Consider the following 14862-nt stretch of genomic DNA (forward strand, 5'->3'; position numbering starts at 1 on the left):
GTGTAGTTTGACGATCATGGATTGGGTGCTCGGGAGAGTTGTAGCAGGATACCCATGACTTCTCGTGCTGTGTTCAGTTTGAGTAGCCGATTGCTTATATGATCGTCAGGGATGCGACAGCTATACCCCTGCCAAGGCACAATTTCATTTGAGGGCCGCCATGCCATTCCCGGAACGCGATCAATTTCCCGAGTCACTTGAAACCGACAGGTTGCTTGTCCGGGTTGCGCGCCCCGGCGATGGGCAGATGTTCAATGCCGCAATCGTGGAGTCCCGTGAACAGCTCAAACAATGGCTTGGCTGGGTTGACCCGCCGCCGTCGTTGCGTGAGTCGGAGGCTTCCTGCTGCCGGGCGTTCGCCCGCTTTCTGCTCAACGAAGACCTGATGGTTTTCTTCATTGATAAAGCATCAGGCGAGCTGGTGGGCGGCAGTGGCTTGCACAATCCCGACTGGGTGCTGCGCCAGTTTGAGGTGGGTTATTGGGGGCGCAGCAGCTTTCTCGGCCAGGGCTTTATCACGGAAGGGGTGGCTGCCCTGACGGAGTACGCGCTGCAACAACTGGGCGCAAGCCGCGTGTTCCTTACCACCGACGAACAGAACCGGGCAAGTTGGCGCCTGGCAGAGCGGGCCGGGTTTCAACTGGAAGGCACCTTGCGTCATGATCGTCTTAACATTCAGGGCCAACTCAGGGATACCCGTGTTTACTCCCGCGTGCAACATGGTCGGCAGGGCTGAATGACATGAAGTCCAACGTTTACCGCGTTTTCAAGCAAGCTGGCATGGTTTGCTGTGATGGTGCCCGGTAAACGTTGGGCTTTGCTACGCGCAACCCAAGCTGCGCGTTGAACCCACGCTGTGCTTCGGGGTTTCCCGTGCCAAAGGGCAACCATCCGCCGCGACAGCCGGGCCTCGCAAACAGGGTGGCCTGCGGCCAACCTGCCGTGCCTGCCGCTCAGGCAGGGGGCGGCTGGCTTACAGCATTGCCGGACCGTCCACGTCGCCGTCCACGCCGGCCAGCGGGCCCAGTAGCTGCTGTTGCTGGTAGTGGTGGCACCAGCTCAGGTAGTCGTCTATCGGCATGGGTTTGCTGTAGTAGTAGCCCTGCCCGATATCGCAACCCAGCAGCCACAGCTGCTGCATGGTTTCCTGGTCTTCTATGCCTTCGGCTACCACCATCAGGCCCAGGTGGTGGGCCAGGTCGATAGTGGATTCCACAATGGCCATATTGCCGCGGTCGTCTACCAGCTGGCTGATGAAGCGCTGGTCGATCTTGAGCTCCTGCACCGGCAGGTGTTTCAGATAGCCCAGCGAGGAAAAACCGGTGCCGTAGTCGTCTATGGCCAGGCGCACGCCCAGCGCCACGATGTCTTGCAGGATGGCCAGGCCTTTTTCCGGCGCGCTCAGCATCAGGCTTTCGGTGACTTCCAGCCGTACCAGGGCGGGGTTGATGCCGGTTTCCTGCAGCAGCTGGCGCAGCATGGGCAAAAGCTCGGTATCAAACAGGCTGCGCACCGACAGGTTTACCGACACGGCCACACCGGGGAAGTCGGTTTGCCATAGTGCGCACTGGTGCAGCGCCTCGCGTATGGTCCAGCGGGTGAGGGGTTTGATCAGGCCGGAGCTTTCGGCAATGGGGATGAACTCCAGCGGCGAGATGAAGCCTTCTTCGGGGTCGAACCAGCGCGCCAGTGCTTCGGCGGCTACCAGCTTGCCGGTGCGGATATTGATCAGCGGCTGAAAGTGTTGCGTCAGCTGGTTTTGCGCCATGGCGTCGCGCAGCCGGCCAAAACGGTAGTGGTAGCGTACAAAGGCTTCGTCCTGGCTGGCGTCGTACATGGTGGCGGCTTGCCCGTGCTGCAGCGCTTGCAGCATGGATTGCTCGGCCTTGTGCAGCAGCGCTTCCGCGCTGGCGCCGTGCCGCGGGTACACCGCAATGCCGGCGGTGTAGTCGATGTGTACCGGGAAGCCGCGTATTTCAAAATCCAGATTGTAGCTGCCCACCATCTGGGTGGTTTTTTCCAGGTCAAACTGCGGTTTGCGCATGTGGAATATCACCAGCAGCTCTTCGCGGGCAATGCGCGCCAGCATGCCACCTTCGCCCAGTAGCTGTTGCAGGGTGCCGGTAATGGCTTGCATCAGTTCATTGGTGGCGTCGCTGCCGATGATGTTGCTGATTTCCGGCAGCCGCGACAGCCGCATGGCAATCACCAGCAAGCCGCCATGCCGCGACTGCGCCTGGCCGATTTCATCCTGCAGCAGCGGCAGGATGCGGGTGCGGTTGGGCAGCTTGGTTACCGGGTCGTGCAGGGCCAGAAACTGTAGCTGGTCCAGGTAGTGCTGGGCGGTGGCGGTATTGGCCAGCACGCCTTCGTGCAGCTTTTCCTGAAAGCGGCTACGCAGCAGGTTAAAGCAGGCGGCAATCACCGACACAAACAGCAGCGACGACAGATAGTGCGGGATCTGCACCGGGTCGTAGGGGTAGGCCAGTGCCGTGCCGCGCAGCGCCAGCAGCAGCACGCCTACTTCTAGCAGGAACAGGCCACTCCACAGCCAGCCTTTGCGCTGGCCTTTGATGAAAAAGGCCATGAACGGGAAGCTGTACGCCCAGAACAGGCCGGTGCCGCCCACGCCACCCACCACCACCAGCGCGCCAAATACCACCACGCCGCATAGCATCAGCAGGTTTTCGGCCCAGCGCAGATGTTGGCCGCGCCGCGCCAGGCGGATGGCAGGCAGCAAGAGCAGCAGGGCGCTGGCGGCTTCTATTGCGCCCAGCAGCGGGTAGGGTGCCAGCAGGGTGTTGAACAGGGAAAACAGCAGGGCAACGACAAAGCCGATGGGGGCAATGGTCAGCACATTATCCCTGCGCTCTTGTTGGCCCAGGATTTCCTTGCTGCCCTGGCCCAGCAGGCTGGAGACAAAGCGCCACGGTTTGGGTGCGTGTTGTTCGGGTGTCTTGGGCATGGCGTGCTTGGCGTTCGGTGTCGTAGCGGTATGAATTGTGCGTAATTTTCTCATGCCATCAGGCAGGTGTCTGTTTTATAGACATAGTTTCTCATGTTGATTGCATGGTTCGCGATATTGGCGCTGAAAGCAGGGTGCGAACCCCACATTGGCGACCTATCCTTCCGGCGAAGTACTTACACTAGCGACTTGTCGATTCCGGAATGTATCCCATGCTGCGCACTGCCTTGCTGTTGTTTTGCCTGTGTTTTGCCGCCCCCGTTCAGGCGCTGTCGGTAGTGTTCATCAATCCGGGGCATGCCAATGAAACCTACTGGTTTACCGCTAGCCGCTGCATGCAGGCAGCGGCAGAGGACCTGGGCATCAGCTTGCGCGTCGAGTATGCCGCACGCAATTACAAGCTGGCGCTGGAGCATGCCCGGGCCCTGGCTGGCCTGCCGCCAGCGCAGCGGCCGGACTATGTGATCTTGAGCAATGAATTTGGCACGGCTGCCGAAATGGTCAAGCTACTCAGTGATGCCGGTATCAAAAGCTTTCTGGCTTTCAGCGGGCGTGGTGCCGGCGCCGCTGGTGAAGAGCTGGGCAAGCCCCGGCAGAAATTCCCCTTGTGGCTAGGCTCGCTGGAACCGCGCGCCAGCGACGCAGGCTACCTGACAGGCCAGACGCTGATTGCGCAGGCGCGCCGCGCCGGTGTGCCACGTATTCACGGCAAAATGCCCATGCTGGTGATCGGCGGGGATCGCAGTACGCCCACATCAGTGTTCCGGCTGCAGGGTTTGTATCAGGCAGTGCGTGATGCCGGCGACGTGATTGTGGTGCAAGAAGTGATGGCCGCGTGGGATCGCCAGCGTGCTGCGCAGCAGGCCAGCTGGCTGTACCGCCGCCATCCGCAGGTGCGCATGGTGTGGGCCGGCAGCGACCAGATGGCCATGGGGGCCATGGCCCAGTGGCGGGCGCGCGGCGGCCAGCCGGGCAAAGATGCCTTTTTCAGCGGTATCAATACCTCGCCGGAAGCGCTGCAGAGTTTGAGCGACGGTAGCATGACCACGCTGGCGGGCGGCCACTTTGTTACCGGTGCCTGGGCGCTGGTAATGTTGTACGACTACGAGCACGGCAAGGACTTTGCCAGCGAGGGGCTGGAGCTACAGCGCCCGCTGTTTGTCCGCTTTGACGCCGCCTTGGCGCAGCGCTACCTGAAAGCCTATAGCGATGCCGACTTCAGCCGGGTGGACTTTGCCCGCTTTAGCAAGGTAAAGAACCCTGCCATCCAGCGCTATCGTTTCAGCTTCCAGGCCTTGCTGCCCTAGGCCGGACTGGCGCTGTCGCTAAAATGACACGCCATCCATTGTTGTATCTCTTCCACAAACAGCCTTACCTTCAGTGCATTACGGCGGGCGGCCGGGTATACGGCGTATACGTGGTCGCGCCCGAAGCTCTCGCCCGTGCAGTGGTAGTCTGCAAAGACCTGTTGCAGTTTTCCTGCCCTGATGTGGTGCAGTGCACTCCACCGAGGGCAGGGCAAAATGCCCTGCCCGGCGCAGGCTGCATCCAGTAACAGGTCAAAATTATCCGAGCGGATACGCCCTTGTGGTTCTACCCGCAGGCTGTGGCCATCGCGGGCAAAAAACCAGGCCGGGTTCAGTAGCGGGTGGCGGTATACCAGGCAGCGGTGTTGTACCAGATCTGCCGGGCTGTGCAGTGGCGGCGCACTGGCCAGATAGGCGGGGGAGGCGCACACCATCACGCGGTTATCGCCTATTACCTTGGCAATCTGCCCGGGCAGGTCGTGGTGCCCCAGGCGCAGCGCCAGGTCGTAGTTCTCGGCTACCAGATCTACGTAGCGGTCAGCCAGGCTGATATCCAGCTCTACCTCGGGATAGCGTTGCATGAAAGCCGGGCAAAAGCCGGACAGCACGGCGCGGCCAAACGATAGCGGCGCGGTGATGCGCAGCACCCCGCGTGGCTCACCGTCCAGCTCACGCAGGCGTTGGCCGACCCGCCCTAGCTGCTGCATGGCCTCGCTGGCGGTTTCCAGATAAATGCGCCCCGCTTCGGTCAGCGCTACCTGACGCGTGCTGCGCGTCAGTAGCCGTGTGCCGAGTGATGCCTCCAGCGCATTGAGTGCCTTGGTCATCGCCGACGGGCTCTTGCCCAGTTTTAGTGCGGCGCGCGACATGCTGCCGGTTTCTGCTACCGCAATAAACGCTTGTATCGCCTGAAAGGTATCCATCAGTTTTTCCATCCGGGAAAAAAAGAACTGCGTGCTTCGTACTTTATCCTGCCGCGCACTTGCGCTCATGATGTTTTTACCGCGGCACGCATTGTGCGCACCATACCAGGGAGAGAGTCATGAAAACTACATTGAAAGCCCTTGCTGTCTGTACTGCAGCGGCCTGTATGCCGCAGCTGGCACAGGCGGCCGGCACCTTGAACATCTACAACTGGGGCGAGTACTTTGCCGCGGATACTATTGCCGGATTCGAAAAAGAAACCGGCATCAAGGTGCGGCTGGACGTGTACGACAGCAACGAGGTGCTGCAGACCAAATTGCTGGCCGGTGGTAGCGGCTACGACCTGGTGTTTCCGTCGAATGACTTTTTGACCCGGCAAATCCAGAGCGGCGTGTACCAGAAGCTGGACAAACGCAAGCTGCCCAACCTGAAAAACCTGGACCCGGCATTCGTGCCCAAGGTGGATAGCGTGGACAAGGGCATGCAGTACAGCGTGCCGTATATGTGGGGCACCACCGCCATTGGCTACAACGTGGACAAGGTGAAGAAAGCACTGGGCGGCCAGCTACCGGCCAATACGTATGATCTGCTGTTCAAACCCGAGGTGCTGGCCAAGCTGCAGGGCTGCAATGTGGCCTATAACGACGCCGGCAGCGTAATGCTGCCGATGGCCATGCGCTACCTGGGGCTGGACCCGAACAGCACCAGCGCCAAGGACTACGACGCCGCCTACGCGGTGCTGGCCAAAGCCCGCCCGTACGTAAAGCGGCTGATCGCCACCCCGGTGATGAATGACCTGGCCAACGGCGAGGTGTGCGTCACCACCGGTTACTCCGGCGCTGTGCTGGTAGCCAAGCTGCGCGCCAGGCAGAACAAGAATGGCCAGAACATCGCCTACACCATTCCGCAGCAGGGCGCGCCGATGTGGTTCGACAGCATGGTGATCCCGAAAGACGCCAAGAACGTCGATAACGCCCACCTGTTCATCAATTACCTGCTGCGCCCGGACGTGATCGCCAACATCAGCAATGCGGTGATGTACCCCAGCCCCAACGCACAGGCGGCCAAGCTGATGAGCAAAGACCTCACCGGCGACCCGATGATCTACCCCGACGCCGCGCGCATGAAAAGCTTCTGGGTACAGCGCCCGCTGGAGCCTGCCGTGCAGCGCATCCAGACCCGGCTGTGGCAGAAATTCAAGACCGGCCGCTAGGAGCAAACCATGACACCCACCACCGGTTTTCTCTACGACACGCTGTTTTTGCAACATAACGCGGGCCGCCAGACCTACCACGGGGCCCATGGCGCTGCCGACGCCGGCGCCGAGTTCGACTGCCCCGAGCGGCTGGCCTACACCAAGGCGTTGCTGGACGCCACCGGCATGACGGCGCGGCTGCAACCGCTGGCCTACCAGCCGGCCGACGACGCCACACTGCTGCGGGTGCACACCCCGGCCTACCTGGCGCAGCTGGCGGCCAACTGTGCCGCTGCGGATGGCGATGGGGTAGTGCTGGGCCCCGACGCACGGGGCGGCCCGGCCACCGAGCGCATCGCCCGCGCCGCCGCCGGTGCGGCCTGCGCCGCCGTGGACGCAGTACTACAAGGCCAGGTTGGCCGCGCCTACGCGCTGATCCGCCCGTCCGGCCACCACGCCGGGCCCGACTACGCCATGGGCTACTGCTACTACAACAACGTGGCGGTGGCGGCGCGCCACGCCCAGGCCCGTTACGGCCTGCAGCGCATCGCTATCATCGACTGGGACGTACACCACGGCAACGGCACCCAGCACGTGTTCGAGGCCGACCCGCAGGTGCTGTTCTGCTCGCTGCACGAAGAAGGCAACTACCCGCTGGAAGGCGGTAGCGAGGCGGACCAGGGGCAGGGCGACGCTGCCGGCTACACGCTGAACATCCCGCTGCCGGCCGGCAGTGGCTACGCCGCCTACGCGCTGGCGTTCGAGCAGGTGTTGCTGCCGGTGCTGCAGCACTTCCGCCCCGAGCTGATCCTGGTGTCGGCCGGGCAGGACGCCAACGCCTATGACCCGCTGGGCCGCATGCGCCTTACCCGCCCCGGCTACCGCGCGCTGGCGGCCAGCCTCACCGCTGCGGCGGGTGAGCTGTGCCAGGGCCGCATCGTGATGCTGCAGGAGGGTGGCTACAGCCTGCCGTACCTGCCGATTGCCACCCTCGGCGTGATCGAGGGCTTGAGCGGCCAGCAGGTGGATTTTGACGACCCGCACTGGGTGCCGGACCGGCCGCTGACCAGCAACGAAGCCGCCGCCGTGGCGCGTGCCCGCGACGCCCAGCGCCGGTACTGGGCACTGCAAGGAGAGCAAGATGCGTAATGTGACTGTGGCCACTACCCAGATGGCCTGTAGCTGGGACCGTGCGGCCAACCTGGACCGCGCCGAAGCCCTGGTGCGCGCTGCGGCGGCGCAAGGGGCGCAGGTGATCCTGCTGCAAGAGCTGTTCGAAACGCCGTACTTCTGCATCGACCAGCGCCACCACCACAACGCATTGGCGGCGCCGTTCGACGGCCACCCATGGCTGGGGCGCTTTGCCGCGCTGGCGCGCGAACTGCAGGTGGTGCTGCCGGTAAGCTTTTTCGAGCAGGCGGGCAATACCCAGTTCAACAGCCTGGCCATGATCGACGCCGACGGCAGCGTGCTGGGCCACTACCGCAAGATGCACATTCCGGACGGGCCGGGTTACAGCGAGAAGTTCTACTTTGCGCCCGGCGACCTGGGCTTCAAGGTGTGGGACACCCGCTACGGCCGGCTCGGCGTCGGCATCTGCTGGGACCAGTGGTTTCCCGAAACCGCGCGCAGCATGGCGCTGATGGGCGCCGAGCTGCTGCTGTTTCCTACTGCCATCGGCAGCGAACCGCACGACCCGGCCATCCAGTCGCTGCGCCACTGGCAGAATACGCAGCGCGGCCACGCCGCGGCCAACGTGATGCCGCTGCTGGCCAGCAACCGTGTCGGCACCGAGCACGGCGAGGCCGGCACGCATATCATCTTCTACGGTGGCTCGTTCATCGCCGGCGAAGACGGCGAACTGCGTGCCGAGGCCGGCAGCGAGGATGGCACCATCCTCACCGCCACCTTCGACCTGGACGCGCTGGCGGCCAAGCGCCGCGCCTGGGGCGTGTTCCGTGACCGCCGCGTCGAGCACTACGGCACGCTGCTGCAGTACGCGGTTTGACCTGGCCACCCCGGCCCCGTGTTGCCTGTTTGCCAGGCGGCACGGGGCGTTTTCATGCCGCTGGCTGGCAGGCAGTAGCCGCGCCGGCCGGCTGGCGCTGGCGGTGTGCCAGCCACACAAAGCCGGCGCCCAGTAGCGACAGTGCCATCATCACCACCAGCAGCGCATCCGGTGGCCACCTCAGCAGCACTATGCCGGCCAGTGCCGGGCTGATGGCGCCACCGGCCTGGGCCAGGTTTTGTGCGCCGTAGTAGCTGCCGCGCAGGTGTTCCGGCGCGATGGCATCGATGTACAGGTACTCGGCCGGCACCAGCAGGATCTCGCCCAGCGTGAACACCACCATCCACCCCGCCCACGCCCACAGGCTGTCGCTGAGCGCACAGCCGGCCAGCCCGGCCGCCAGCAGCAGCGACGACGCCATGATCCAGCGCAGCAGAGTGTGCGGCCGCAGCAGTTTGCCCAGCGGGTACTGCAATAGCACCACGGTCAGCGAGTTGGTGGTAATCAGTACCGACATCCAGCGCAGCACCTCGGCGTCGCTAAGCGTCTGTAGCAGGTACAGCGCCAGGTAGTCGGAAAAGCGCGCCTGCACCATACAGGCCAGCAGGCTGCCAATGGTGAACAGGATTAGCGTGCGGTCGCGGCGCAGCAGCTGCAGTGTGGCGGCAAAGTCTGGCGCCGGTGCGGCGGACGCTGCGGCCAACTTGCCGGCAGGCACGCCGCGCAGCAGCGGCAAACAGGCCAGCACCAGTGCCGCCGCCAGCCAGAACGCCAGTGCCGCTTGCGTGGCGGCCACCAGGCTGGCCAGCAGCGGCCCGGTGGCGTAGCCGACATTGGCCAGCGTATAGCGCAGCGAAAAGGCGCGGCTGCGCTCGGCGGGTGGCAGCAGTGCCGCCAGTAGCGCCTTCAGCGTGATGCCAAACAGCACCAGCGCGCTTTCGGTGAGCAGCAGCGCGCCGGCGGCGGCCAGTGGCTGGCGGCAGAACGGTAGCAGGGCAAAGCCCGCCGCCATCAGCAGCAGCGCGGCCAGTAGCAGCCGGCGCGGCGCCAGCCGGTCTACCAGATAGCCGGCGTACAGGCTGCCCAGCGTGGCCAGCAACAGCACGCCGCCCAGCAGCAGGCCGATGTCACGCGGGCCCAGCGCCAGCTGGCGGCCCAGGGTCAGTACCAGCAGCGGCGATACCAGCGCACGCGCCACCGACAGGCCAAAGCTGCACGCCAGCAGGCGGCGTACGGTTGCAGGAAAAGCCATGAAGCAGCTCCTTGTGGATGATGGCGCCAGTGTGCAAGCAAAAGATGAAGTCAAAAACGGAAGCTTGCCGCATAATTTACTTCCCCTTTTTTGCGAGCACCGTCCGCCATGCGCCTGCACGAGCAATACCGGCTGCTGCAACAGCACTACGGCGAACAGCCGGTCAGCCCCGGCGTAGCCGAGCTGGCGGCGCTGCTGGCGTGCAGCCCGCGCAATGTGCGGCTGTAGCTGGCCAAGATGCAGCAGCAGGGCTGGCTGGCGTGGCAGCCGGGGCGCGGCCGCGGCCACCGCTCGGTATTGCAGTGCCTGCAACCGCCGCAAGACCTGCAATGGCAGCGCACCCACCGCCTGCTGCAGCGCGGCGAGCTGGAGCAGGCCTTTGCCAGCCTGCCGGCCGCCGGGCGCAGCCAGCTGATGGCGCAGCTGCCGGCCTACCTGGGCGCCAGCGCCAACCGCCGCCAACTGCGCATCCCCATTCACCGCCCGCTGGCCACGCTGGACCCGCTGCACGTTACCAGCCGGCTGGAAGCGCACCTGGTGCGCCAGGTGTTCGACCGCCTGTGCAGCTTCGACATTGCCACGCAAACGCTGCAGCCGGCGCTGGCGCACAGCTGGCAGGCCGACGCCAGCGCCAGGCAATGGCGCTTCTGGCTGCGGCCTGGCGTACAGTTTCATGACGGCAGCCCGCTGGACGCGTGGGCGGTAGCGGCCAGCGTACAGCGCCTGCACGAGCAAGCCGGCCCGTGGATGCAGCAGTACCGCGGCCTGCGCGCCATTCGCGTGCACGACGCGCTGTCGCTGAGCTTTGATCTGGCCGACACCGACTGGCTGTGGCCGCAGCGGCTGATTACCGCCAACGCGTCCATCGTGCCGGTGCGCCGTGGTGACGATTTTGCGCAGCTGCCGGTGGGCAGCGGCCCGTTCCGCGTTGCCCGCCACAGCGCGCAGCGGCTGAGCCTGGAGGCCAACCTGCGTTACTACCGCGAGCGCCCCTTGCTGGATGGCATCGACCTGTGGGTGCTGGCGGCGCCGGCCGGTACCGACTTTCACCTGCGGCTGGACCAGCCGGTTAGCGGGCGCAGCCAGCCGCTGCAGTCGGCGTGTACCTATCTGCTGGCCAACACGCGGCGGCCGTGGTGCCGCAACGACGCCCGCCGCCGCGCCTTGCTGCACTGGCTGTCGCAGCCACCGCTGGTGGCACCGGATGACCCCTTGCGTGAGCCGGCTAGCGGGCTGCTGCCGGACTGGCAGCAGCCCGGTGTACAGCCAGCCGCAGCGCCGCTGCCGGCTGGTCAGGTGCTGACGCTGGTGACCTACGAGCTGGCCAGCTTCCAGCCGCTGGCGCAGGCCATTGCCGACAGGTTGGCCGCAGCTGGCGTCGGCTTGCGCATCCGCACGCTGGACTACCCGCGCTACGAACGCTTTGCCGACTGGTGGCAGGATACCGACTTGGTACTGAGCAGCGAGGTGCTGCACGACGACCGCGACTACAGCTGTTACGAGTGGCTGGGCGGCAACCCGCTGCTGCGGGCGGCGCTGGGCGAGGGTGGCGCGGCGCGCATGGCGGCGGCGCTGCAGACGGTGCAGGCCACGCCGTCGCGTGAGGCGCGCATGCAGGCCTACCAGCGCATTGCAAACTGGCTGGTGGCCGAAGGCTGGCTGTTGCCGCTATCGCACGAGCGGCAAGGCGTGGCAGCCAGCCCCCGGGTGGGCGGGCTGGCGCTGGGGCTGAACGGCTGGATGGATTTTGCCAGCCTGTGGCTGCGCGACGACGACGGCTAAGCCGACTGCGGCCAACCCTGCGCTGGCAAGGTTGGCCGCAGCGCCCCTTATTTCACGCGGTACACCTGGCCGCTGTGCGCGCCCTCTACGCTTTTGCTGAACGCCAGCGCGGCGCGGGCGGCCGGTACCGGCTCGAAGCCGCGGAAGAACGGCGCGTACACCGGCATGGATTCCACCAGCACGCCGGGGCTGACGACATTGATGCGCAGGCCGCGCGGCAGCTCGATGGCGGCGGCGCGGGCAAAGCCTTCCAGCGCCGCATTCACCATGCTGGCGCCGCTGCCGGCCACGATGGGCTCGTCGGCCAGCACGCCGCCGGTGAGGGTAAAGCTGCCGCCGTCGTTAAGGCGGCGCTGGCCGGCCAGCACCAGGTTCACCTGGCCCATCAGCTTGTCGTCCAGGCCTACGCGGTAGTGCTCGGGGCGGAAGTCGGCCAGCGGGGCAAAGTGCACGTTGCCGGCGGCGCTGACCACCGCGTCCAGCGGCCCGGCGGCGTCGTACAGCGCTTCCACACTGGCCATGTCGGCCAGGTTGACGCGCAGCGTGCCGCTGTTGCGGCCGGCGGTGATGATTTCATGGCGTTGGCCCAGCTCGGCGGCGACGGCTTGGCCCAGGGTGCCGTGGGCACCGATCAGCAAGATACGCATGGTGTGTTTCCTTGTGCTTGTTTACGTATCGCCATGTTATCTTGGCTGATTGGCGCGATAATCCGGGTAAAAGTGGAATGACTGTCAACCTCAAGAAAACAATCGACCTGATCAGCGAAGCGCAGCAGCTGCAGTGGGCAATGGCATTCACCGCCGTGGTGGAAGAGGGCAGCTTTACCGCCGCCGCGCAGCGCATGGGGGTGAGCAAGGCGCTGCTGAGCCGCCAGGTGCGGCAGCTGGAGCAGGCGCTGGACGCGCAGCTGCTGTACCGCACCACGCGCCGCTTGCTGCTGACCGACGCTGGCGAGCTGTACCTGGGCCATTGCCGCGACTGGCTGCTGCGCGTGCAGTCGGCGCGCCAGGCACTGGCCGAGCTGCGCGAGGAGGTGGCCGGCCGGCTGCGGCTGACGGTGCCCACCAGCTTTGGCGGCGTGTTCATGGCGCAGGCGATGCTGGCCTTGCGCCAGCAGTACCCGGCGCTGGAGGTAGAGCTGGACCTGTCGGCGCGGCCGCACGACCTGGAGGCGGAAGGCTTCGACCTGGCGATCCGCGCCAATATCAGCCCGCCGGAGCGGCTGGTGGCGCGGCCGCTGGCCGAGGTGGCGGACTGGCTGGTGGCGGCGCCGGCTTATCTTGCCGGCAAGGTGTTGCCGCAGGTGCCGGCCGAGCTGGCTGCCCACGCCTGCCTGTGCAACAGCCATTTCAGCCACGGCCGGCAATGGGCGTTTCACCGTGACGGCGAGCTGGCCAGCGTGGCGGTGAGTGCGCCGCTGCTGGCCAACGACTACAACCTGTTGCGCAATTTTGCCCTGCAAGGCGCCGGCATTGCGCGCTTGCCCAGCTACCTGGTGGCGCCGGACGTGGCCGCCGGGCGGCTGCAGCGGCTGTTGCCGCAGTGGCACGGCCGCGGCCAGAGCCTGTACCTGGTTTACCCGCAGCGCCTGCCGCAACCGGCGCGGGTGCGGGCGCTGGTGGCGTTTCTGCAGCAATGGTTTGCCGCGCCGGCGCAGGCCGCGCTGCTGGGGCAGGCCTGAAGCGGCCCGCCAAAGACACTGCGGCCAACCTTGTCACGCAAGGTTGGCCGCATCGCATTGCAGATGAATCAAATCAGAAAGTATCGCCCGGTACGCGTACCCAGCCTTCCATCAGGATGCGGGCGCTACGGCTCATGATGGCCTTGGTGACCTTCCATTGGCCGTTTTCCTGCACCGCTTCGGCGCCCACGCGCAGCGTGCCGGACGGGTGGCCAAAGCGCACCGCCTCGCGTGCGCCGCCGCCGGCGGCCTGGTTTACCAGCGTACCGGGAATGGCCGCTGCGGTACCGATGGCCACCGCGCAGGTGCCCATCATCGCGTGGTGCAGCTTGCCCATCGACAGTGCCCGCACCAGCAGGTCCACATCGCCGGCGGCAATGGCCTTGCCGCTGGACGCGGTGTAGTCCTGCGGCGGTGCCACGAAGGCGATTTTCGGCGTGTGCTGGCGGGTGGCGGCTTCTTCCGCTGTCTTGATCAGCCCCATGCGTAGCGCGCCGGCCACGCGTATGGCTTCGAAACGCTGCAGCGCGGCAGCGTCGCTGTTGATGTGCTCGCGCAGCTCGGTGCCGGTATAGCCGATGTCGGCCGCGTTGACGAACACGGTGGGGATGCCGGCGCTGATCAGGGTGGCGGGCAGGGTGCCGATGCCGGGCACCTCCAGCGCGTCTACCAGATTGCCGGTGGGGAACATGGCGCCGTCGTCGCCATCGTCGGACGGCTCGAGGAACTCCAGTACGATCTCGGCGGCGGGGAAGGTGACGCCGTCCAGCTCGAAATCGCCAGTCTCCTGCACCTGGCCTTGGCTTACCGGCACGTGGGCAATAATGGTTTTGCGGATGTTGGCCTGCCAGATGCGCACGGTGCAGACGCCGTCTTGCGGCACGCGCTCGGGCGCTACCAGGCCGGCGTGGATGGCAAAGGCGCCGGCGGCGGTGGACAGGTTGCCGCAGTTGCCGCTCCAGTCCACAAACGGTTTGTCGATGGACACCTGGCCGTACAGGTAGTCCACGTCGTGGCCGGGTACGCTGCTCTGGCTCAGGATCACGCACTTGCTGGTGCTGGAGGTGGCCCCGCCCATGCCGTCGATGTGGGCGCTGTAGGGGTCGGGGCTGCCGATAACGCGCAGGAACAGCGCATCGCGCGCCGCGCCAGGCTGCTGGCAGGCGGCGGGCAGGTCTTGCAGGCGGAAAAACACGCCCTTGCTGGTGCCGCCACGGATATAGGTGGCGGGAATGCGGATCTGGGCCGGGTGGTTCATGCGGATGCGTCCTTTCTTGTCTGGTCTGGCAGTGCCTGCCAGATGGCAGCCAGTACGGTATCGGGTTGCTGCAGTATGTCGTGATTCCAGAAGCGCAGCACACGGTAGCCCTGTGCCTGCAGCCAGGCATCGCGTTGCGGGTCGCGCTGGCTGGCAAGGTGTTGGCCGCCGTCTGCTTCGATAATCAGCCGGGCTTGCAGGTGGACGAAGTCCACGATGTAAGGCCCGATCGGGTGCTGCCGGCGAAACTTGTGGCCATCCAGCCGGCGGTTGCGCAGGTGGTGCCACAGCAGCTGCTCGGCGTCGGTCATGCGCTGGCGTAGCTGCCGCGCGTGCTGATTGGCCGGCATGCGCTGCTCCCTTCGTTTGTTGCCTTGTGCTGCTTGCCCCTCACCCCAACCCCTCTCCCCGCTGGGGCGAGGGGCTTTGGTGGTGCGGGTGTGATGTTGGCCGCAGGATCAAGTCTGGTTCCGATGCTGCGACAGCTTGT

General features: G+C 65.4%; 12 protein-coding genes and 1 pseudogene. 7 read left to right on the forward strand and 6 right to left on the reverse strand.

Going from position 1 to position 14862, the window contains the following annotated elements:
• Positions 1 to 160 precede the first annotated feature (160 nt).
• The gene (locus tag PQU95_RS13490) at positions 161 to 736 is read left to right on the forward strand and encodes a GNAT family N-acetyltransferase (protein WP_272752490.1); all 576 of its coding nucleotides are present in this window, start codon (positions 161 to 163) and stop codon (positions 734 to 736) included.
• Between the two features lie 237 nt (positions 737 to 973).
• Here PQU95_RS13490 and PQU95_RS13495 read toward each other — a convergent pair whose 3' ends face one another.
• A complete protein-coding gene (locus PQU95_RS13495; RefSeq protein WP_272752491.1) occupies positions 974 to 2965 on the reverse strand; it encodes a putative bifunctional diguanylate cyclase/phosphodiesterase in 1992 nt (663 codons plus the stop codon).
• Between the two features lie 212 nt (positions 2966 to 3177).
• Here PQU95_RS13495 and PQU95_RS13500 point away from each other — a divergent pair, with 212 nt between their 5' ends.
• Positions 3178 to 4272, forward strand: a complete 1095-nt coding sequence (locus PQU95_RS13500) for an ABC transporter substrate-binding protein (RefSeq protein WP_272752492.1) — start codon at positions 3178 to 3180, stop codon at positions 4270 to 4272.
• Here PQU95_RS13500 and PQU95_RS13505 read toward each other — a convergent pair.
• Positions 4269 to 5195 carry a LysR family transcriptional regulator gene (locus tag PQU95_RS13505; RefSeq protein ID WP_272752493.1) on the reverse strand — a complete coding sequence of 309 codons (927 nt, stop codon included), beginning with the start codon at positions 5193 to 5195 and terminating at the stop codon, positions 4269 to 4271. The genes PQU95_RS13500 and PQU95_RS13505 overlap by 4 nt on opposite strands.
• Positions 5196 to 5314: 119 nt before the next feature.
• Here PQU95_RS13505 and PQU95_RS13510 point away from each other — a divergent pair, with 119 nt between their 5' ends.
• Genes PQU95_RS13510 through aguB form a run of 3 tightly spaced genes read left to right on the forward strand, consistent with a single transcriptional unit; the run spans position 5315 to position 8399 of the window.
• On the forward strand, positions 5315 to 6409 hold the full coding sequence (locus PQU95_RS13510) for a polyamine ABC transporter substrate-binding protein (RefSeq protein WP_272752494.1): 1095 nt from the start codon (positions 5315 to 5317) through the stop codon (positions 6407 to 6409).
• Positions 6410 to 6418: 9 nt separating this feature from the next.
• Complete coding sequence (locus PQU95_RS13515) at positions 6419 to 7540, forward strand: arginase family protein (protein ID WP_272752495.1); 1122 nt, start codon at positions 6419 to 6421, stop codon at positions 7538 to 7540.
• Positions 7533 to 8399 carry an N-carbamoylputrescine amidase gene (gene aguB, locus PQU95_RS13520; RefSeq protein ID WP_272752497.1) on the forward strand — a complete coding sequence of 289 codons (867 nt, stop codon included), beginning with the start codon at positions 7533 to 7535 and terminating at the stop codon, positions 8397 to 8399. The genes PQU95_RS13515 and aguB overlap by 8 nt, the downstream gene beginning before the upstream one ends.
• Before the next feature lie 52 nt (positions 8400 to 8451).
• On the opposite strand, the gene PQU95_RS13525 is transcribed toward aguB, so the two are convergent.
• Positions 8452 to 9651 carry an MFS transporter gene (locus PQU95_RS13525; RefSeq protein WP_272752498.1) on the reverse strand — a complete coding sequence of 400 codons (1200 nt, stop codon included), beginning with the start codon at positions 9649 to 9651 and terminating at the stop codon, positions 8452 to 8454.
• Between the two features lie 108 nt (positions 9652 to 9759).
• Here PQU95_RS13525 and PQU95_RS13535 point away from each other — a divergent pair.
• A pseudogene (locus PQU95_RS13535) lies at positions 9760 to 11433 on the forward strand (SgrR family transcriptional regulator).
• A gap of 47 nt (positions 11434 to 11480) precedes the next feature.
• Here the strand turns inward: PQU95_RS13535 and PQU95_RS13540 are convergent.
• The gene (locus tag PQU95_RS13540) at positions 11481 to 12080 is read right to left on the reverse strand and encodes a short chain dehydrogenase (protein ID WP_144371570.1); all 600 of its coding nucleotides are present in this window, start codon (positions 12078 to 12080) and stop codon (positions 11481 to 11483) included.
• A 77-nt stretch (positions 12081 to 12157) separates the two neighbouring features.
• Between PQU95_RS13540 and PQU95_RS13545 the strand changes: the two genes are divergently transcribed.
• Positions 12158 to 13114, forward strand: coding sequence for a LysR family transcriptional regulator (locus PQU95_RS13545; protein WP_272752499.1), 957 nt, complete (start codon positions 12158 to 12160; stop codon positions 13112 to 13114).
• Positions 13115 to 13187: 73 nt separating this feature from the next.
• On the opposite strand, the gene prpF is transcribed toward PQU95_RS13545, so the two are convergent.
• Positions 13188 to 14372 (reverse strand): 2-methylaconitate cis-trans isomerase PrpF, encoded by a 1185-nt coding sequence (gene prpF / locus PQU95_RS13550; protein ID WP_272752500.1) that lies wholly within the window; start codon positions 14370 to 14372, stop codon positions 13188 to 13190.
• Positions 14369 to 14722 carry an endonuclease domain-containing protein gene (locus PQU95_RS13555; RefSeq protein ID WP_272752501.1) on the reverse strand — a complete coding sequence of 118 codons (354 nt, stop codon included), beginning with the start codon at positions 14720 to 14722 and terminating at the stop codon, positions 14369 to 14371. Before PQU95_RS13555 ends, prpF begins: the two co-directional genes overlap by 4 nt.
• Positions 14723 to 14862 lie beyond the last annotated feature (140 nt).

Origin of the sequence: Vogesella aquatica (assembly GCF_028548455.1) — a bacterium.
Lineage (GTDB): Bacteria > Pseudomonadota > Gammaproteobacteria > Burkholderiales > Chromobacteriaceae > Vogesella > Vogesella aquatica.